This window comes from Bradyrhizobium arachidis, assembly GCF_015291705.1.
GTDB classification, from domain to species: domain Bacteria; phylum Pseudomonadota; class Alphaproteobacteria; order Rhizobiales; family Xanthobacteraceae; genus Bradyrhizobium; species Bradyrhizobium arachidis.
In genome coordinates, this window is sequence record NZ_CP030050.1 from 2,458,291 (window position 1) to 2,478,002 (window position 19,712).

The window sequence follows — 19,712 nt, forward strand, 5'->3', positions numbered from 1 at the left end:
GCCCCGTATTTTCCACGGCAGTCGTGGTCTTGACTTGCACCGTCGCTGCGCGCCGCAACGTCGCGCTAGTGTGAATGCCGCCCATTCGAGCGACGAACTGCTGCGCATCGAAATGAACCGCGTTCTACAGTCTTGCTCGCATCGGGAACCGTTAACGCACACTTGCCAATGGCCGCCTCTCCCGGGAAGACGAGGTTCCCCATCGCGCGCTCCGGGTTGCAGAGGTGCCTTGGTGACGGATCATGGTCCGTCTCGGAAGGGCGGCAACAGAATTCGTCAGGGTTACCGCATTCCAAAGCCCGCCGAATTGGCACCCAACCTTCGATGGGCGACGACCGCGAGATTTCCTCGATTTCGGTTCGTCTCGAGCTCGCAGCGGCGATTGGTAAATAACTCGTATCGAACAACGAGACCGTTTGATTCTATTTGATCGGTCGAACGGCGCAGAATCTCAAATCGTTCCATCTAGCGTGCTCCTCAAGAGTGTTGTGGGGAGTCAAGCATGCGTAAGTTTTCAGCCTGGGTGGTCATGGGGGCCGCCGCGATCGCCCTCGGGTTTCAGCCGGTTCAAGCTGGTCTGTTGGGGATGCCGATGGGATTGCAGTCGGCCATCCAGCACATCAAACTCGAATCCAATGCGTTGGCCCCGTTCGCGTACACGCAATTCTGCGCTCGATATGTCGATGAATGCCGCAAGCGGTTAATGTTCCGCGGCGGTCCTGTGAAGCTGACGGCCGAGCGATGGGACCAGCTCAACGAAGTCAACCGAGCGGTCAACAGGGACATCATCCCTGAACGCAACGAGCTTGGCCTGGCCGGCGAGACTTGGCTGATCGGTCCGGATCGTGGTGATTGCAATGACTATGCGGTCACGAAGCGCCACCAACTCCTGGCTCAGGGTTGGCCCGCCCGCGCGCTGCTCTTGAGCGAGGTGGTCACCAATTCCGGTGAGCATCACCTCGTTCTCGTCGTGCGCACGAAGAACGGCGATCTCGTGCTCGACAATTTGAGTCCGAGTATCAAGCCCTGGGCGCGCGCACCCTATCGCTGGGTTCGAATTCAGACGCCAGATCACAGCAGGTTGTGGGCCACGATCGCTTCGCGCCGGGTATGAGCCTTAGTTGCCGGCGCTTGTGCGGCCCATGCTCTGCGCTATTCCGATCCCGACCGTGATGGTGGCGAGGATCTGAACGGCGGCATTCAGGAGGCCGTTGTCGAGGAACGCCTCGCAAAGCAGGACGATCACGCCGGCAGCGGCCGTGGAAGCATAACGCGAGTCGCGTCCGCGCCGAACGGCGCCTCGGAACATGACGATAAAGACATAGGCAACCATCAGGACGATGAAGGCCAATACGGGTTTGCCCCACTCGATTGCCATTGTGATCGCCGCGGACGGCAGTTCGAGAACCGGCGTTGCCTCGAAATCGCGATAGACGGGCTCGAGCGACTGGAACGTTCCCACGCCATTGCCGAGTTGCGGCGCGTCCGCCATCATGCGCTCCGCCATTGAACGTTGCGCTGTGTTCGCCGCCGGCGCCAAGTCAACAATCGTCCACGACGCTATCCCCTGAAGGCGCGTTATCGCTATTGCGGCCACGATCGCCGCGACGATCGCGAATAGAATGAGCGCGGGCCACCATCCGACCTCAAGATGGCGGCTGGCGGCCACAAGGATGAGTGAGAGAAATCCCAGGGCCACTGCGGCCGTCAGACCAATGGAAGCAAGATTTGCCAAGGCGGCGAGTGAGACGCCGAGCCCGACGAGAACGAGCGCGAACTGGACCAGCAATGGCCTTGACACGCCTTGCGCTACGCCGCTGCCCCAATTCCTTCCGATCATCATAATGATCGTTGCGGCATTCATGAGGACAGACAGTGCAGCGGCTGCAGCGAAGGCGGAAGCTGCGCCATCCGTCGACGGGATCAGGCCGGGGACGCCTCCAAAGCGCGAGATCAGCACCATCGCCGACATGAAGGTCGTCACCGTGCTCAATGCATAGAACAGCGTTTCAGCCCTGTGCCGGTCTCGCGTGACAATCACGGTAGAAATCAAAAGCGAGAGCATGGCCAGGTAGACCATAAGGCTTCGTAGTGTGTCCTCCGGTGAAATGCTGATTCTTCCGGCGACAGGCTCGCCAAGGGCTACGGTTGTCATCTTCCAAATTGGATTGATGAGCGCAGGAAAGGGAAGGGGCGTTATCTGGAAGATCATCCATAAGGCGGGAAAGGCGAGCGAGAGCGCCAGCGGGCTTATGAACCGAGCTGTACCGGATATATCGGCCTGTTCTCTCGTGGCTGCGCATATGAGGATGATTGCAGCCGCAACAGAAACGAGCTGCTCCACCAGAGGGATATGAATGGTTGCCAGCGCGGGGCATGCAGCCAGCACAATGATCAAAAGGCGAATGGAAATCTGCAAGCGGAAATTCTTCGTGCGAGAGTCGGGCAGACGCTATGGGCCGGTGCTTATCGCACATCGAGCAAGGTGTGCCAAATACGCGGATCAGATCCCGAACCGCGTGGATTTCCGTTGCGACTCTAGGCCAGCAGAGGCAGTGCACTACCCGAATGAATGCGCTGGCTCAGCGGCTTGGCCGCTGTCTGTACAACAGAGCGATGGCCGCAGTGCGCGATCTGGACGCGGACGGCATTCTGAGCGCGGCGAGGACGTGACGGCCGACTAGGCCGAAGCCATAGCCGACCTGTGTGAGCGCTCCGGCCAAAAAGGCCTGCGACATCGTCGATGCGAAAGCCTCGCCATGCGACAGCGCGAGCAGTGTGGCCGCCATGGCCGCGAGCAGGCTAACTGGCACGAGTATCCAGACGCGAAAGCGCCATGCGAGCACTGCACCAACCAGAAATGAAAAGATGGCGACCGGAACCATTTTTGTCTCCCGGCGAACACCTTTTCACCTGGTTCCCTAAGAATCCGTGAAGCGGGCGGGGCAGCGATCTAGCGAAGCGCGCAGCTTGATCGCAGCGCTCGCATGGCATTGGCGAGCCCTGCAAGAGGAATGGTCCCGCGAGTGGGCGTCGGCGTCGTTGCGATCTCGACGGTGAGCTCCGGGAATGTTTGCCAAGGGCCAGCAGCGAGCGCGGAGGCGCTCGGCGGTAGTACGATCGATTCTGCGCTTTGGTTGACCGAGGCCTCGAGTTGAACTCGATCAGATCCGGCTGCCAGGGTGACCTTTGGATGGCTTGCGCGAGGCTGTTGTTCCAAAAGAGTCAGCATCACTTCCGTCCCGAATTCGGCGCAACGCAGGCTCAATCCCGCCAGATTCAGATCCGATCTTGTCGTGTCGGCCGTACGCATGATTGCGACGATATCCGCGCCACCATTTGGATTGCGCGTCTTGACCAACCGCCAACCTCCATCGAGAGGCGTCGATTGGCTCGATGAGTTCAATTGGCGCGATACAGCATCGTCGCAACGCTGACGCTGCTCTGGATCAGCACCGGGCACGCAACTTTGAGGCAGTCGCGTTGAGTCAGCGGATGCAGAGCACGGCAGCGCGATTGCGACCACGAGAAACAATGCGCGGAACATCTTGAAGGCTTCCAACTTGAAGGCTTCGAACCAGACAATTGCCCATTGCGCGGGCCCTTGGTCTTGACGAGCTGATGATTAATTTGGCAGTAGTCGTATCATACAAACTTGATGCATTAGGCTGCGCAATCTTATTGCATTGCAGCAAAAAATGTTGTTTCTAACCTGTGGTTAATCTCACGTTACGACCTTCTTGCAGGAGGCGATCTTGATCCCCCACAGTCCGATTGAGCGGGACGTAAGCGGGCGTGGGCCAGCGGAGCGCGCGGCCTTGGAGACCTCCGCAATGCAATATCAAACTTTGCCAGGGACGAATTCCGGAGGAGGGCGCGTAAAGATCCCTTACTCCGCTCTGCAGTATTTGTTCGCGCTGGCCGACGCGTTCCTGATCGCGTCCGCTGCCGTCGTCGGCGGCGGCCTTTACCAGCTTGTCACAATCGGCGAGTTCAGGAACGCAGACCAATTGCTCGGCGCTGGTCTTACAGCTGCGTTGCTCTACGTGCTGATTGGTCAGTCCGGCGGCTTCTACGATCTGCGCATCGCATTCTCGAAGCGAAGGCGGGACGCCGGGCGCATTTTCGCGCAATGGTCCATGGTCAGCTTGTTGCTGACCCTGCTGGCGTTTCTCATGAAGACCGGGGCCGTGTTCTCACGCGGCTCGATCATCTGCTTCGGCTTGCTGGCGCTGGCGCTGCTTTTGGCCTGCCGCCGCTTTTCGAAACGATTCGTGGCAGCTGCTGTCGCTGACGGCCAAGTGCAGGGCAGGCGTGCCATCGTCATCGGGACCCGGGAAGAGCTTGCCGCCCTTGGGGTCGAAGAATTGCTGGAACGCTTCGGTCTGACCGAGATAGCGCGCGTCGTCTTTTCATCGGATCGCAACGGCGGATTTGCGATGACCGACGAAGAATCGTCGTTGCTCGATCGCGCGTTGGCAATTGGCCGCGAGTCGGCGGTCGACGAAATCGTGTTGGCGCTGCCGTGGACCGATACGCGCAAGCTCGAATTGGTGCGGGACCGCCTGAGGGTTTCGCCTCTCCCGGTGCAGTTGGTGCCTGACAGGCGAATTCGTGCGCTGGCTGAGAATCCGTCCTATCGCTTGCGTCGATCCTTATCGATCGAAATCCAGCGCGGGCCGCTGTCGCGTGCAGAACAGTTTTCGAAACGAGTGGTCGACATTGTCGGCGCATCGCTTGGTCTGATCATTCTGGCGCCGCTCATGATTTTGAGCGCCATCGCCATCAAGCTCGATTCTGCCGGCCCCATTTTCTTCCGCCAGCGCCGCAACGGTTTCAACGCCAAGCAGTTTTCGATCTTCAAGTTTCGCACCATGACCGTGATGGAAGACGGGGCCGCGGTGGTTCAGGCCAAGCGCTTCGATCCTCGCGTGACCCGTGTCGGGCGTGTTCTGCGGCGTTCGAGCATCGACGAGGTCCCCCAGCTCTTGAACGTTCTCACTGGCGAAATGTCGCTGGTCGGACCTCGGCCGCATGCGTTGGCGCACGACAACCATTACGGTGACCTGCTGGCGGAGTACGCATTCAGGCATCACGTGAAGCCTGGAATAACCGGCTGGGCGCAAGTTCGCGGATATCGCGGCGAGACCGCAAGGGTCGAACAAATGAAGGGCCGGGTGGATTGCGATCTCTGGTACATCAACAACTGGAGTCTTGCACTCGACCTGAAGATCTTGATGCTCACTTGCCTCGAGGTTACCCGCCGGGGTAACGCCTACTGACCACATAACAGGCAAAAAACGGGCTGCGCTTGGGCAACTTTTGTCTGAGCGTGATGACGGTCACCCGCGCGGCGTTGACGATGTAGCTGCAGCGCAACAACCTCAAGCCAATTCTAGCAATTCGATAGGGATTACGTTGACTCCGTTGAGGATTCAGCCCAATCCTCGACGGGGTTACCATTGGGGTTGGGCGTGAAATCCAGCATTACTTTATCGGCATTGCTTTCGGTCGTCCTGCTGTGTTCGGCAGGTTGCGCGATCATGCCCAGCTCTGGTCCCGAGGACCATGTCATCAAGAGCGAGATGACGAAGGCGGGGCCGGAGTACGGGCTCGTCAAGCTCACGCCGACCGTCGTCGACATTCTCAAAGAATATGGTCCGGGCGCACTGGCCGGCACCTTCCCCGACAAATCGCCTCCGCGCAGCATCAAGTTCGGCATCGGTGACGTCGTTTCTGTGACGATCTTCGAAGCGGCCGCCGGCGGTCTCTTCATCCCTGCTGAGGCGGGCGTCAGGCCGGGCAACTTCGTCCAGATTCCAAATCAGAACGTCGACACGGCGGGCAACATCACCGTGCCCTATGCCGGCGCCGTCAAGGCGGCAGGTCGTACGCCCAGCGAGATTCAGCAGGACATCGTCAAGGCGATCGGCAATCGAGCCATCGAGCCGCAGGTCGTGGTCGCCTTGATCACGCAAAACACGTCGCTCATCAGCGTGCTGGGCGAGGTCAACACGCCGGCCCGCCTGCAAGCGAACGCTGCTGGCGAGCGCGTGCTGGACGTGATCAGCCGCGCCGGCGGCCCGAAGGGTCAGGGATGGGAGACTTGGGTCACGCTCGAGCGCAACGGCAAGCGGGCAACGGTGCCGTTCGGTGCGCTCGTGTACCAGCCCGACAACAACGTGTGGGTCCACCCAGGCGATACCATTTACGTCTACCGCGAACCCCAGATCTTCCTGGCGTTCGGCGCGGCGGGACAGCAGGGGCAATTCCCGTTTGACATGTGGAAGATCACCATGGCGCAAGCCATGGCCAAGGCTGGCGGATTACTCGATGCGCAGGCCGAGCCCGCGGGTGTCTTCGTCTACCGCCGTGAACCCCGGGAGCTCGCCGAGCGATTGGGTGTAGACTGCTCGAAGTATGTCGGTCCGCTGGTCCCGGTTGTCTACAATGTCGATTTCCGAGATCCTGCCGGCTTCTTCCTGGCGACCAAGTTCGACATGCGTGACAAGGACGTGCTGTTCGCTGCAAATGCAGCAACCTACGACACCGCGAAGTTCCTGCAGTTCGTGCGCCTGATCGTGGCGACCGCGAACGACACGATCGTGTCGGCCAACAACGTGCAGGTGCTCAGGATCAATTCGAAGGGACTGTGATCCCTTCGGGCGGCACGAGTCTGATCTCCATCCGCCGGGATCGATATCTCTTGGCAACAAAAGCGCCGCCGACGTTTGTCGGCGGCGCTTTTTGTTGAGCCCAACTGATTGCCTGGTTCGGTCGGCCCCTCGACGCGGCCCTAATGAAGCGGCTGCAGTTCGGTAGGTCTCGGCACGACCCTCTCGCCGGGGCCGCCCACGCTATCCGGGCCGTTGTTAGTGACCATTCTCAGCTGGGCCAGGATCTTGCGCTTGTCGCGCTGCAGATTGTCGGTCTGTGCTTTGTTGCAACCGGTTTCCGTGACGGCGATCATGTTGGTTCGAGCTGCGGCATCGACGACATAGCCGCCAAAGGTCGCGTAGGCCCGCGCGAGGGCCATCCCCTCGGGCGATAGATCGAGCTTCGTAAGATCGACCGATGGAGGAATCGCGAAAAGAGCGCCCATGGGGACGTTGCCGGAATAGGTGTTGCGGCCGCCAAGATCGGTTGCCGTGGCCGGCCACACCTTCTGCTCGGCCATGGTCGCACCTCGCCGCAATTGGTTCGGGCTGATGACCATAGCCAATGCGTGCGGGATGACGCCTTGCGCGAGTTCATGGCATCGAATGAGACCGCCCAGGAGCGATCCGCCGAAGGCCCGAATGCCTTCGGAGGCGCCATCGCGGCTCGCCTTTCCCAGGCCATACAAATCCGTCAGCACAACATAGTGAGCGCGATAGACGTTGGCCGCGGCATCATACGAACCCTTCCAGACTTCGTACGCGTAGCGCCCGTCCTGGGTAATGATCGCGGCATACCTGTCGGTCCCTCCCAGGAATTGGATATCATGAGGCGTTTTGAGCTCGAATGACCCTCCGTTCACCGGCGACGAAAACAACCAGGGACCCGTGCTCGAGCGTCCCTTGTACTCCCATCGCATCACCGGATCGTCGGCCTTCTGTCTATCTATCTTGAGAAGGTCTACCCCGATCCAGGCGTAGGAGGCGGCGTGACCGCCGACACTCTCATTCCTGATCATGGCGGTCTCGGTCTCCTGGGGATCCTGGAAGGAGGCTCCCTTTCCGAGCGGCGTATTCCAGAAACTTGCATTCGAGAAAGGCTGGAGTCTTGGATCTCGACCTGATCCGGCTCGTACCTCACTGTCGAGGAACGCGGCCGAAAAGCCGCAAACAAGCAGGACCGCACTCAAACCAAATCCAGATACTTCGCGTCGCATCCCATGCCTCGACATTGTTGGCGTTATGCAACGCTCTTTCGCGCATAACCGCGTGCCGTCACCAAGGCGTTCCGGATTGTTGCGCGTAACATCTTCGCGAGAAGCGCGGGCGTCGCGCCCCACTGAATCATGCGGCTCCAATCGCCGAAGCTCGGTACGGTGCCGTAGAAGGGAGAGAAGAGCTGCATGAAGAGATACGGTTTAAGGTGGGCGGGGGCCTTGTCGTTCTTCTGCATTATTCTTTCGAAGGCATCGTAGCGCTTTTTGGAATTCTTGGAGATGCGGTCGCGACCTTCATCGACGTAACAGACGTAGCTGCAATCAGGAACGAGACGCGCGGGTCCGTATCTTCTCACCAGGCGCATGAAAAGCTCGAGGTCCTGCAAGGCGGGCATGTTTTCGTCAAACCCGCCAATTTCCGCGAGGTGTTGGGTCGGGCAGAAAATCTGGTTGCCGATGAAGTTGTGGTGGAAAAGATCTTCGTAACTGACCTCGTCCTTGCGATCGGTGGTGGGAGACGACGATTTGCCGTCGGTCATCACGCTTTGTGTGAACAATCCTGAAATGCGATTCGCATCGTCGCCGAGATTGCTCCAGTAGTTCAGGAGATTCTCAATCCTGGTCGGCGTGAATTCGTCGTCATCGTCCAAGCCGGTGATAAATTGTCCGGCCGCGATCTTTATGGCGCGGTTTCGCGCGGCGGGCGCTCCTCTTGCTTTATCCACGTGGATGACCGTGAGGCGAGGTTCGCTGGCCCGAAGACCGTCGAGATAGGCGCGCGTGTCGTCTGTCGAGGCATCATTGACCACGATGATGTCAAGATCGCTGTGTGTCTGTTGTATGACAGATCTCAGCGCGCGCTCGAGAAGCAATCTGCGATTGTGAGTCGGGATATATATGCTGACTTTAACCATCTTCAGGCACCGCAACGAGTTGCTCGCGCGCGCAACCCGCGGCGATAACCAATTTCTAAGGAATCTGCCTTGATCCCGCAATGATTTGGTATTTTATCGCACTGCGAGAAGCCTCGGTCGACGAAGGGATTTGAAGCGTGCCTGAACTGAAGTCGCCGCTCCGAAAGCGCGTGGCCTATCTGACAAGCCAATATCCCAAAGTGAGTCACAGTTTCATCCGGCGTGAAATTCTCGCGCTTGAGCGGTTGGGCTGGGAGGTTCATCGATTTGCCTTGCGTGGCTGGGATGCGGAACTGCCGGACGTTGACGATCGGACGGAACTGGAGCGAACTGCCTACGTTTTGAACAAGGGCGTGTTGTCCATTGCATGGGCAGTTGTGGCGACGATGTTTGCTGCGCCCGGCGGATTTTGGCGATCTTTCACGATGGCCGTGGCCTTGATGCGGCGAAGCGATCGTCCCTTCTTTCTCCATGCCATATATTTGGCAGAGGCGTGCTGGTTGGCGCGGGAACTCGCAAGACTCCAACTCTCGCATCTTCATACCCATTTCGGCACCAATCCCACTGACGTCGCATTGCTCGTCAATTGCCTCACGGGAATCTCTTACAGCTTTACCGTGCATGGTCCCGAGGAGTTCGATCGGATCATCGGGATCAACCTGCAGACGAAGGTGGAGCGGGCGAAATTCGTTGTTGCAATCAGCTCGTTCGGACGTGGCCAGCTGATGCGTCTCATTCACCCGAGTGGGTGGAATAAGATCAAAGTGGTTCACTGCGGCGTCGATGAGCGCTTCTTGATCAGCTCTGTGCTGGCCAACGCCGCGAACAAATTGGTGTGCGTGGGACGGCTCTGCGAGCAGAAGGGGCAGGCGCTGCTGGTGTCAGCAGCTGCACGATTGGCAGGCAGAGGGGCCAACTTCGAGCTCGTGCTCGTTGGGGACGGGGAGAATCGTCCGATCATTGAGCAGTTGATCAGGGATCACCAGTTGCAGGGCAAGGTTCGTATCACGGGCTGGGCGGACGGCGAGGCTGTGCGTCGCGAGATACTCGATGCCCGCGCGTTCGTTCTGCCGAGCTTTGCGGAAGGGCTTGCGGTTGTCCTGATGGAGGCCATGGCGCTCGGTCGACCCGTCTTGACGACGTACATTGCTGGTAATCCCGAACTTGTCGTCCACGAAGAAAATGGCTGGCTGTTTCCTGCCGGCAGTGAGGATGAACTGGCCGATGCCATGCACCGTTGCCTGAATGCGCCCGTATCGGTTCTTCAGGCCATGGGAGAGCGAGGCGCGCGCGCTGTTGCCGAGCAGCACAACGTGCAGACGGAAGCTGGGAAGCTGAGCGCGCTGTTCGCCCACGCTTTGGAGGCATGATGTCCGTCCTCATCGTCTGCGCGAGCTTTGCGATAGCGGTCGCCGTCGCCGTTCCGATCCTCGTTTTTGCCGTCCAGATCTTCGTTGCCGCTCGGACTGGGCACGTGCCTCCGCAAGATGTCCGGCGCCCGGGTTTCGCCGTTATCGTTCCCGCGCACGACGAAGAACAAGGAATTGCGCCGACCTTGCAGTCGATCCGTCGAGAGCTGACAGGCTCGGACCGCCTGGTGGTTGTCGCAGATAACTGCTCGGATCGAACCGCCGATGTCGCGGCCGCGGCGGGTGCTGAGGTCACTTCTCGCAACGATCCGATGCATCGTGGCAAGGGATTTGCTCTGGATCACGGTCTGCAGTTTCTGACCCGAACCGGAGCTCCCGAGGTGGTGATCATTGTTGACGCGGATTGTCAGGTCGCGGAGGGAGCGCTTGCGCGCATCGCAGCTCTTGCAGCGTCGACAGGACGGCCAGTGCAGGCGGCCTATCTGATGGCGCCCACCCGGAGCGGAGATCTCTCCCCAATTCGGAATCTTGCCTGGTTTACGAAGAATTATGTGAGGCCACTCGGCTGGTTGCAGCTCGGCTTGCCGACACAGCTGACAGGGTCCGGCATGTCGTTCCCGACGCATCTGCTTGGATCGGTCAGCCTGGCGACCGACGAACTGGTCGAAGATCTAACATTGGGACTCAAGCTGGCGCTGCGGGGGCGCGCGCCCTTGTTCTGTCCGGAAGCCGTTGTGACGAGCCAATTTCCGGAAGATGTACGGGCGGAAAAATCGCAGCGCACGCGCTGGGAACACGGATATCTTCATTCGATTGTAACGCATGCGCCTCGGCTGTTCGGCGAAGCGATCAAGCGTCGCGATTTGAACCTTCTTGGTCTCGTCCTGGACCTGATCGTGCCACCGCTGTCGCTTTTGATAGTCCTGACCTTGGCATCGTTGTTCCAGGGAGCCCTGGTATTCTTCTGGACCGATACTGCTGCACCTTTCGCCGTCAGCTTTGTCTCGACAGTCGTCTTCGTGCTCGCCGTCATGGTCTTGTGGTCTCGCTTTGGGCGGGATTTCTGCTCACTCGAGGATTTGCTGAAAGTGCCAATCTACGTCCTGGCGAAGATACCGCTTTACCTGAAGTTCATTTTGAATCGTCAGCGCGTCTGGGTAAGAACTGATCGTGACTCAAGATAGTCTCAAAATTGCAGATGTGTCGGAACGCGACCTCAATCCGGTGCGCGTTGACTTCGGCCGTCGGGTCTATTGCCTGTTCGGCATTCCGGTCGATGCGCTTTCCTTCCAGGAGACGGTTGCCGAGTTGAAGCAGGCTGTGGCGAGGAGGGATCGCTGTGTTTGGTCGACGCCAAACCTGAACTTCCTCACGTCGTGTCTGAAGAGCTCGGAGTTTCGCGATATTCTCGGCAGGAGTCAGCTCTCGACCGTCGACGGAATGCCGCTGGTGATCCTATCTCGGATGCTCGGAATTCCCGTTCCGGAAAGAGTTCCGGGATCGACGGTTTTTGACAGAATGATGTCGGGCGCGGCGGGACCTATGAGAGTGTTCTTCTTCGGGGGACCTGAAGGGGCCGCAGCACGTGCCTGTGAGCGGTTGCCGCAATTGTCGCCCTCCTTGCAGAGCGCGGGCAGTTTCTCGCCGGGCTATGGCTCGATTGAAAGCATGAGCCGAGCGGACATTCTCGAGGATATCAATCGATCCGGTGCCGATCTGCTCATTCTGGCGCTCAATGCCAAGCGTGGTCATAGCTGGATCAGCCTGAATTCGCCCCATCTCAACGTGCCCGTCATCGCCCATCTCGGATCCGTCATTAACTTTGTTGCGGGAACGATACGACGCTCGCCGGAGTTTCTGCAGAAGACGGGCCTGGAATGGCTATGGCGGATTTGGGAGGAGCCTTATCTGGCGTCCCGGTACGCCAGGGATTTCGTCGATCTGGCGAAGCTTTTGGCAACAAAGGCGTTTCCGCTCTTGCTGCTCGGTCCCCTGCTCAAGCTTGCCAGCTCGGGTGGAGCGGCGCTGGATGTGAACGTCACGGCCCGAGATGGTCGCGCCGTGATCGAGCTGAAAGGAAGCAAGAGCGACCTCGATCTCGAAGGTCTGCGCAAAGCGCTCGATCAATATCAGGACTTTCGAGGTGAACTGGTCGTATGTCTGAGAGAGGTCAGCTATGTCGATCCTGCTTTGCTCGGCCTGTTGATCGTCGCGAGGGGAGGGCGTCTCGAAAAGAGGCTTCCGGTCCGGATTCGTTCGCCGCGGCGGCTTGGGGCCCGATTGCTCGTCCATCTCCACTGCGCTGACTATTTGATGGGCCCGCCTGACGATTGACCTTCGCCAAGAGACTGATTATATTCGAGAAATAGCTGCCCCGATGCGGTTCATGAAGTGCTTGCCTTTGCCAAACGCCTCATATTCGTCGTGATGCTTATGCTATTTTAGTGCAGCGCAGCATCGCTTTCCTCAAACAACAAAGTACTCCGCGCATGCTTCATAGCCGATTGCCTTCAGTCAACGTCGAGGCTCCGGAGCCGGAGCTGTTGTCGATCAGCGACGCCATTCTGGCGTTGAAGGGGCTGATCTCGCGGCAGCTTCCCTTGATGATCTTCGTTTTCCTGGCGTGCGTGTCGCTTGGGCTGCTCTACGTGATCACCGCGCAGCGAATGTATACGAGCACTGCCAGTCTGATCATCGACAGCCGCAAGATCAACCTGATGCAGCAGCAACAGTCTGCTGGCAGTGATGCGCCGATTGAATCGGCGATGATCGACAGCCAAGTCGAGATCATCAAGTCGGATACGATCGCCCTCTCGGTCATCAAAGACCTGCGTTTGGTCGACGAGCCGGAGTTTACCGGCGACAGCGGCGGGCTCGTCGGCAATGTCCTAGGCGCCGTCTTTTCTCTGTTTTCGAGTCCCACGCCGCCGTCCGAGTATCAGCAGTTGCGTAAGGCGCTTAGTCGCTTTCAGAAGAACCTCGCCGTTAAACGCGTGGGATTGAGCTACGTCATCGAGATATCCTACCGCTCGACATCCGCGGACCGCGCCGCGCAGATATCGAACGCGGTGGCCGAGGCTTATATCGTCGACTCTCTCGAGGCCAAGTACAACGCGTCCCGCCGTGCCGCGGTGTGGCTCCAGGATCGCATGAAGGAGCTGCGGGCGCAGGCCTCGGCTGCCGAGCGCGCGGTTGCTGACTACAAGGCCAAGAACAACATCGTCGATGCGGGCGGTCGACTGCTTAGCGAGCAACAACTGGCTGAAATCAACAGTGCGCTGACCGTCGCGCGGGCGCAGCGTGCGGAAGCACAAGCCCGTCTCGAGCGCATCACGGCGATTCTGAAGTCTGACGACGAAGATCGCAACGTCATTCTCAATGACCTCGCGACGGTCGCCGACACGATGCAGAATCCCGTCATCGTCAAGCTGCGACAGACTTATCTCGACTATGCGGCGAAGGAATCGGACTGGTCCAATCGCTACGGTGCGAACCATCTTGCAGTGATCAATCTGCGCAATCAGATGCGCGAGATCCGGCGGTCGATCAAGGACGAGCTGAGGCGAACGGCCGAAAGCTTCAAGAGTGATCTGGAAATCGCGAAGTCGCGCGAGGAGGCCAGCCAGAAGAGCCTCAACGACGCGATCAGCCAATCCAACGACACCAGCCAGGCCCAAATTGTGCTGCGCGATCTGGAAAGCAACGCGCAGAGCGCGCGTGCTCTCTCCGACAACTTCTTGCAGATGTACATGGTGTCGGTGCAGCAGCAGTCCTTTCCGATTACCGAAGCTCGCGTGATCACGCCGGCTGCAATTTCGCTGAGTCCGTCGTCCCCGAAGACCTTGCTCGTGCTCCTCGGTAGCTTGCTCGTCGGCGGCTTGTTTGCTGGAGCAGGTGCGTTCATCAGGGATATGATGGATCGCGTGTTCCGCACGGCGCCGCAAGTTGAAGCGATGCTGGGTATGAGCTGTCTTGCGGTCGTGCCGCGCGTTCAGCCGGATGAGTTGCCCCAGACGGGCTGGAGCAAAGCGAGAACGGTGGCCAAACTGGCCTCTGGTTGGCGCCATCTGAGAGGCAGGAGCGAACCCGAGCAACAGGTCGTCCCTTCGGAGTATCCGGCCGGTGCTCAGCTTCTGGGCCGGCAGATGAACGTCACTGACACCATGTCCGGTGTTGTGACCCGCGCGCCGTTCTCTCGTTTCGCGGAATCTATGCGAGCGATCAAGATGGCCATCGATCTGAGCAGGGACGAGGCGTCCTGCAAGATCATCGGCATCACATCGTCATTGCCCAACGAAGGTAAATCGACGATTGCCGGCGCCATCGCGCAGGCGAGCTCCATGAGCGGTACGCGCACGCTTCTGGTGGACTGCGATATCCGCAACCCATCATTGACCCGGCGTTTCTCGCCGGATGCGCAGGCCGGACTAATCGAGCTTGTTCTCGGTCAAGCGGAACTCAAGGATCTGATCTGGACTGACAGTCAGTCCGCGCTCCACTTCCTGCCTTGCGTCATCGCGTCACGATCGTCGAACTCGGCCGATTTGCTGGCCTCGGCTCCGATGGAGAGATTGTTCAAGGCGCTACGAAACCACTACGATCTCATCATCGTCGACTTGTCTCCGCTCGCGCCTGTTATCGACGTGCGCGGCACGTCGCGCATCGTGGACCATTATACCCTGGTGGTGGAATGGGCCGAGACCAAGATCGATGTCGTCAAGCGATGCCTGGAGGAAGCGCCAGGCGTGCAGAAAAAGCTGATGGGAATAGTGTTGAACAAGGTGGATATCGCAGCCCTGGGCCGCTATGACGCCTACCGCGGCGATTACTATCGAAACCGCTATTACCACCGATACGGCTATGTCGATTAGAAGGATCGTTGCGCCTGCTGCTCACCGTTAGGCTGCTTGCGACCTGTGCTTGTTTCCTGGCGGGGGGGTGGGGTGTGTTCTTCCTCATCCACCCTGATCGCGAGACGCGGCTGAATGGATTCGCTACGCGAATTCTGGCTTCGGATCGCTTCGATCGGCTTGAAGCATTGCTGCCCGAACTGAAAACCGCCGAACTGCGGGTCCCCTGCAACCCAATTGAGCTCCGCAGCGACGTGATCATCCGTACCCGTCTATACGAGGAGGCGGTGGCCGCGGCTGACCCGAAGCGGGCAGATCAACAGCTCATGGGAGCGCGCGAAGCACTCGACGAGACGATTGCATGTGCTCCGACCGAGGGCTTCCTCTGGTTCATTCGGTATTGGATACGGATCAACCAGGGAGCTCCGGCCGGACCGGAGCTTGCCAGCCTTGCGATGTCGTACCGGCTGGCCCCGGTTGAGGGATGGATAGCCGTCCGTCGAAACGTCTATTCCCTTGCGGTTTATGAGCTGTTGGCAGAAGATCAAAAGCGTGCCGTCCGCGCCGAATTTGCCACATTGGTTAACTCGGGTCTGCTCGCCACCGCCGTGCGTAACGTTTTGGGGGCGGGCTGGCCTATCCGCGATAAATTGCTGTCGGAGCTGGAGTGGACGGATCCGACCATGCGATATCAATTTGCGCGCATGGCTCGCGCTGAAGGCGCGGATCTTGCGGTGCCCGGAGTGAAGTTGCGTGATCCATTGGGACGGCAGCAATAGTTTGGAACAGATGGATGCGCGCGGTCATGCCTGAGAAGATGATGGCCCGAGCCATCGGACCGATCCTCTCCCGGGCCGGTCGCGCGAACTGCTTGCGCGAGATCTTGCCGGTATTCGTGTTAGGCACGATCTGCGTCGTGGGCGGGCCAGCATTCGGACAGGCAAGTCTTGCCAACCAACCTCTGTCCGACGAAACGGTCGGTGGCTCCGGCAAGTTCGCGACGAGTTCTCCGCTGACGCAGCCCAAGAGTTTCACGGTCTCGCGTCCCCGCGCCCTCGATCCGACCGGTAAGCCATGTCTCACCGTATCGTCGACGTCCGAAAGTCAGACGCTCAACAAGAACGTCTTCAATCATATCCTCATTCTCGACAATCACTGCGGCAAGCAGATCCGGATTCGGGCCTGCTACTACAAGACTGATAGCTGCACGACGATGTCGGTTGGTGGTTATCGTCGTCAGCAACACATCCTCGGAATCTTCTCGTACTCCGATTTTCAGTATTCATTTCGCGAATATGCCAACTAGGCCCCACGGGAGATCAAGGCGGGACGGGTCGCGGCGTGCCCACGGCAGGCCATCAGGATCCGTCTCCAGGCGATTGTTTCCGCGCGCGATGTTGCTGGGCGGGCTCGTCGGAGTCATGTCCTTGATTGCGGCCTCTCTCTTGGTCAGAGAATGGTCGCCGATCGGAAGCAAGGAGCAAGGCAAAGCGACCTTGCAAGCGCTGATCATCAAGTGGAACGGTCCTCTAACCGAGGCTGCCGCCGGCGTCGTGCTCGGTGTCAACGATGGCGTTTTTCAGAAGGCTGGGTTGTCTTCACGCCTCGAGGTCGGTGTTGACGACGACGACGTGGTGAAGGCCGTAGCTGCTAGCGATCGTATCATCGGGCATGTTTCCGCAATGGCATTTCTGCGGGCGCGCGCCGCAGGTATGCCGGTTGTCGCGATCGCCGGCTCCTATGTTGCGAGCTCAATCCGCCTGTTCGCGCTCGACACGACCGCCTTGCAGACCCCGTCGGATCTGGTTGGCAAGACTCTGGCTTACAGGGCGTCGAGCGAGGTCGGGTTTGTCGTCGAAGCGCTCATCAGCCGAAATGCCGTGCAACGCAGCCTGGTCAGGGCGACCGAAGCCACCGGCACGGTGGAACAGCTCATGGCTGGTGCCATCGACGTGCTGGCTGGCTACCTGGAAGTTGAGGGCGCGGAGTTGCGCCGGCTCAAGGTACCCTATCGTGTACTCGATCCAGGTGCCTTCAAGATCCACATTCCGGGGACGGTCTACATCGCCTCGACGCAGATGCTCGCAACGTCGTCCAGTTCGGCCGAAACCTTCGTCTCCGCACTTCTTGCATCCTGGGCGCGAGCCGATCTCGATCCCCGTCGAACGGCTGCGCTCGTCGCGGCGGCGATTGGGCGCGCAGCGACGCCAGAACGCTCGATGACCATGCTTGAGCAGCAGCGCGATTTGATCAGGCCCTTTGGGGCGAGGATGGCCGAGCTCGATCTGGCGCGATGGCAGGAGTTCCAGAGACTCCTGCTGCAACAGCGCGTGATCTCAGACCCGGTAGATCTGCGCGCGGCCATCGACTTCTCGCTCGTGCCGGACGTTTATCGTAGGCAGTCGCGGTCGGTTCAGGCCGATTAGCGATGTCTGGACGGTCGCAAATACGCGCTGAGCGGCAAGCGGCTGCAGCTGAAGAGCAGACGGCTGCCGCAATCGAAATACCCCTCAGCGAAAGATTGGCAACCTACGCTCTCGGGCTCGTGATCGCTGCGGTGCCGCTGATCTTTGGCTCGGTACAAAACAACGTGCTGGCGGTTTGGGTCACCCTGCTCGCGGCAATAGCCTTGCATTGCGTGTGGCGCCATGTCTGTGGCCTCGCCGTGCTTGCGGGATTCGCTGTTGTGATCTGCTGCTGGTTGCTGGTGGTCACGTTGCAGCTCATCCCGCTGCCGCCGTCTCTTGCTGCGCTCGCCCATCCGATCTGGCGCGAAAGTTCGGCGCTGCTCGGCACCGAGCCGACCGCTCGCATCAGCGCTGTACGCGATCTGCCGAGCATTGCGGCCGGAGCGCAGATCGCCAATACGCTCGCGCTGTTCTGCGGGATCTGCCTCGGCCGGAGCAGGTGGTCTGCGGCCTTGCTCCTCGAGATATTCGCCTGGTCCGGCCTCTTCTATGCAGTGTATGGAATTGTCAGCTTTCTTGCTGCGCCTGATCATGTGCTCTGGCTCGAGAAGGTGGCCTATCGCAACGTCCTGACGACGACTTTCATCAATGCCAACACGGCTGCTGTGTATCTGGGGGCAAGCGCTTTGGCATGGCTGCTGCTTTGCGCGCGGAGCCTGAGGCTTCGCGAGGTCTCGCGACGTCACATCATCAGGGCCTTGTTCGAACGTCCATCGCGTCGAACGTTGATCTGCTCCGTCGCTTTCTTCTTGACGCTCTCAGCCAGCTTCATGACAGGCTCGCGGCTCGGCACCAGCACCACGCTTCTGGTCATCGCCGGCGGCGCGCTTTCGTACTACCGTGTCTGGGTGCGCAGCTGGCGGGCCGCCGCGATGGCCGTTGTGGCCATCGTCGGCGCCGCTGTCCTGCTAAGTTCGGTCTTGGGCGGGTCCGTCAACGCTCGGTTCGATACGGGAGGGCTTTCCGGCGGCGGACGGGCGGAGGCCTACAGATCGACGTTCGAGATCATCCGGGAGTATCCACTCCTCGGGACCGGCCTCGGCACATTCAGGTGGGTTTTCCCGGAATATCGCAGCCGCGAGATTCCTATCGGAGGGGTATGGGATCGCGCCCACAGCACCCCGCTCGAGCTCGCAGCCGAAATGGGCCTGCCGTTCGCCGGCCTGATCGCCGCCGTGTGGGCCGCTGTGATGGTCGCTCTGGCGCGCGCCATGGTCCGGCGCCGGCGCGACCGCGTATTTCCCGTGATGGCTTTTTGGGCCGGAGCGCTCGGGCTGCTCCATTCGCTCTTGGACTTTTCCCTGCAAATTCCAGGATTTTCCATAAGTATCATGGTGTTACTCGGAATCGGATTAGCCCAGTCATCCGGAGCGAGCGACCGATTGTCTGTTCCATGATCTCTGGACGGAACGGTCGAAATGTGCTATCAATGTCAATAGGTTATTAATAATTGCGGCAAACGCCGTTTGACAGTTTGGTGTCCAATGACAATCGCAGCGTTTCTTGGGGATTTTCGTATTGGTTTGAGGGGGGTGACGTCAGCGGTGTTCCTGCTGGCGCTGGTCGGAGGGGCTCAGCAAGCCTCCGCGGCTTGCAGTCCAGGCGCCGCGTCCCCTCAGAAGATTGCCGATTTCAGTGCAAATCCTTCGTCGCTTTTGGGAACCGCCGGTTCGTCGCGCTCGCCCGGAGATGTGACGGCTGATGTCCGGGATCTCGTGATCAGCGACCCGGCCATGCTGCCTTTGGTCATCGGCCTCTTGAAGACGGATCCGCTTCCGAGTTCCGACCTGCAGAAGGCCATTGGGACGGGTCTCGGTCTCGCGGCGAACCAGTGCATTCGCCCCGATCCCAACTTTGCCAGCGACATCCAAACGCAGATCGTCGGCACGAACTCGGCCGATGCCAAGCAGCAATACGCAGCCATTACCGGGAACCAGCTGATCGGTAGCGTTGGCGGCGGCGCGGGCGGCTTCTCCGGTGGCGCCAGCGGTGGCCAAACGAGCCCATTGACCAATCAGTTCGGCGGTTCGAGCACCTTGCAGACTTTCCTCGCAAACAGCGTCACCAACCCGACCACCAACTTTTTCAGTGGTGGTACCACGGGCCTGAGCGTGTCGACGACGATCAACACCACAACGACGAGCGTAAGCAGCTCGACGCCTTAGATCATTGCGTTGCTGCTAATAGTCTTCGTCATACTTGGCTCGCGGACAAATTGAAGCATTGCGGGCGACTTG

17 protein-coding genes are annotated in these 19,712 nt (G+C 59.5%); 12 read left to right on the top strand and 5 right to left on the bottom strand.

All coding sequences use genetic code 11. The annotated features are described in order from the left end of the window. The first annotated feature begins 502 nt into the window (after nucleotides 1-502). Nucleotides 503-1,114 carry a transglutaminase-like cysteine peptidase gene (locus WN72_RS11310; RefSeq protein ID WP_092217555.1) on the top strand — a complete coding sequence of 204 codons (612 nt, stop codon included), beginning with the start codon at nucleotides 503-505 and terminating at the stop codon, nucleotides 1,112-1,114. A 3-nt stretch (nucleotides 1,115-1,117) separates the two neighbouring features. Here WN72_RS11310 and WN72_RS11315 read toward each other — a convergent pair whose 3' ends face one another. From WN72_RS11315 to WN72_RS11325, 3 genes are all read right to left on the bottom strand, one after another. Continuing rightward, nucleotides 1,118-2,419 (bottom strand): hypothetical protein, encoded by a 1,302-nt coding sequence (locus tag WN72_RS11315; protein ID WP_092217556.1) that lies wholly within the window; start codon nucleotides 2,417-2,419, stop codon nucleotides 1,118-1,120. Between the two features lie 163 nt (nucleotides 2,420-2,582). Beyond that, nucleotides 2,583-2,885: a hypothetical protein gene (locus WN72_RS11320; RefSeq protein WP_092217557.1), complete on the bottom strand. Its 303-nt coding sequence runs from the start codon at nucleotides 2,883-2,885 to the stop codon at nucleotides 2,583-2,585. Nucleotides 2,886-2,953: 68 nt separating this feature from the next. Further along, the gene (locus tag WN72_RS11325) at nucleotides 2,954-3,562 is read right to left on the bottom strand and encodes a hypothetical protein (RefSeq protein ID WP_141263163.1); all 609 of its coding nucleotides are present in this window, start codon (nucleotides 3,560-3,562) and stop codon (nucleotides 2,954-2,956) included. Between the two features lie 271 nt (nucleotides 3,563-3,833). Between WN72_RS11325 and WN72_RS11330 the strand changes: the two genes are divergently transcribed. Beyond that, nucleotides 3,834-5,282 (top strand): undecaprenyl-phosphate glucose phosphotransferase, encoded by a 1,449-nt coding sequence (locus tag WN72_RS11330; protein ID WP_092217589.1) that lies wholly within the window; start codon nucleotides 3,834-3,836, stop codon nucleotides 5,280-5,282. A 192-nt stretch (nucleotides 5,283-5,474) separates the two neighbouring features. After that, nucleotides 5,475-6,656, top strand: a complete 1,182-nt coding sequence (locus WN72_RS11335; RefSeq protein WP_347337487.1) for a polysaccharide biosynthesis/export family protein — start codon at nucleotides 5,475-5,477, stop codon at nucleotides 6,654-6,656. A 140-nt stretch (nucleotides 6,657-6,796) separates the two neighbouring features. Here WN72_RS11335 and WN72_RS11340 read toward each other — a convergent pair whose 3' ends face one another. Together WN72_RS11340 and WN72_RS11345 are read right to left on the bottom strand one after the other, a co-directional pair. After that, complete coding sequence (locus WN72_RS11340) at nucleotides 6,797-7,675, bottom strand: hypothetical protein (RefSeq protein WP_092217558.1); 879 nt, start codon at nucleotides 7,673-7,675, stop codon at nucleotides 6,797-6,799. A gap of 221 nt (nucleotides 7,676-7,896) precedes the next feature. After that, nucleotides 7,897-8,787 (bottom strand): glycosyltransferase, encoded by an 891-nt coding sequence (locus tag WN72_RS11345; protein ID WP_143130677.1) that lies wholly within the window; start codon nucleotides 8,785-8,787, stop codon nucleotides 7,897-7,899. 137 nt (nucleotides 8,788-8,924) lie between these two features. Between WN72_RS11345 and WN72_RS11350 the strand changes: the two genes are divergently transcribed. From WN72_RS11350 to WN72_RS11390, 9 genes are all read left to right on the top strand, one after another. After that, nucleotides 8,925-10,157 carry a glycosyltransferase gene (locus tag WN72_RS11350; RefSeq protein ID WP_027562166.1) on the top strand — a complete coding sequence of 411 codons (1,233 nt, stop codon included), beginning with the start codon at nucleotides 8,925-8,927 and terminating at the stop codon, nucleotides 10,155-10,157. Beyond that, complete coding sequence (locus WN72_RS11355; RefSeq protein WP_092217591.1) at nucleotides 10,157-11,341, top strand: glycosyltransferase family 2 protein; 1,185 nt, start codon at nucleotides 10,157-10,159, stop codon at nucleotides 11,339-11,341. Before WN72_RS11350 ends, WN72_RS11355 begins: the two co-directional genes overlap by 1 nt. After that, nucleotides 11,328-12,491, top strand: a complete 1,164-nt coding sequence (locus WN72_RS11360; RefSeq protein WP_143130678.1) for a WecB/TagA/CpsF family glycosyltransferase — start codon at nucleotides 11,328-11,330, stop codon at nucleotides 12,489-12,491. The genes WN72_RS11355 and WN72_RS11360 overlap by 14 nt, the downstream gene beginning before the upstream one ends. Nucleotides 12,492-12,601: 110 nt before the next feature. Then, nucleotides 12,602-15,028, top strand: coding sequence for a polysaccharide biosynthesis tyrosine autokinase (locus WN72_RS11365; protein ID WP_244553833.1), 2,427 nt, complete (start codon nucleotides 12,602-12,604; stop codon nucleotides 15,026-15,028). Nucleotides 15,029-15,102: 74 nt separating this feature from the next. After that, nucleotides 15,103-15,786: a hypothetical protein gene (locus WN72_RS11370; RefSeq protein WP_035730101.1), complete on the top strand. Its 684-nt coding sequence runs from the start codon at nucleotides 15,103-15,105 to the stop codon at nucleotides 15,784-15,786. Nucleotides 15,787-15,812: 26 nt separating this feature from the next. Beyond that, nucleotides 15,813-16,313, top strand: a complete 501-nt coding sequence (locus WN72_RS11375) for a hypothetical protein (RefSeq protein ID WP_143130679.1) — start codon at nucleotides 15,813-15,815, stop codon at nucleotides 16,311-16,313. A gap of 115 nt (nucleotides 16,314-16,428) precedes the next feature. Then, entirely contained in the window at nucleotides 16,429-17,433 is a 1,005-nt protein-coding gene (locus WN72_RS11380; RefSeq protein WP_167380972.1) for an ABC transporter substrate-binding protein, read from the top strand. Nucleotides 17,434-17,528: 95 nt separating this feature from the next. Then, nucleotides 17,529-18,872, top strand: a complete 1,344-nt coding sequence (locus WN72_RS11385; protein WP_167380973.1) for an O-antigen ligase family protein — start codon at nucleotides 17,529-17,531, stop codon at nucleotides 18,870-18,872. An 87-nt stretch (nucleotides 18,873-18,959) separates the two neighbouring features. Then, nucleotides 18,960-19,640 (top strand): hypothetical protein, encoded by a 681-nt coding sequence (locus tag WN72_RS11390; RefSeq protein WP_143130681.1) that lies wholly within the window; start codon nucleotides 18,960-18,962, stop codon nucleotides 19,638-19,640. Nucleotides 19,641-19,712 lie beyond the last annotated feature (72 nt).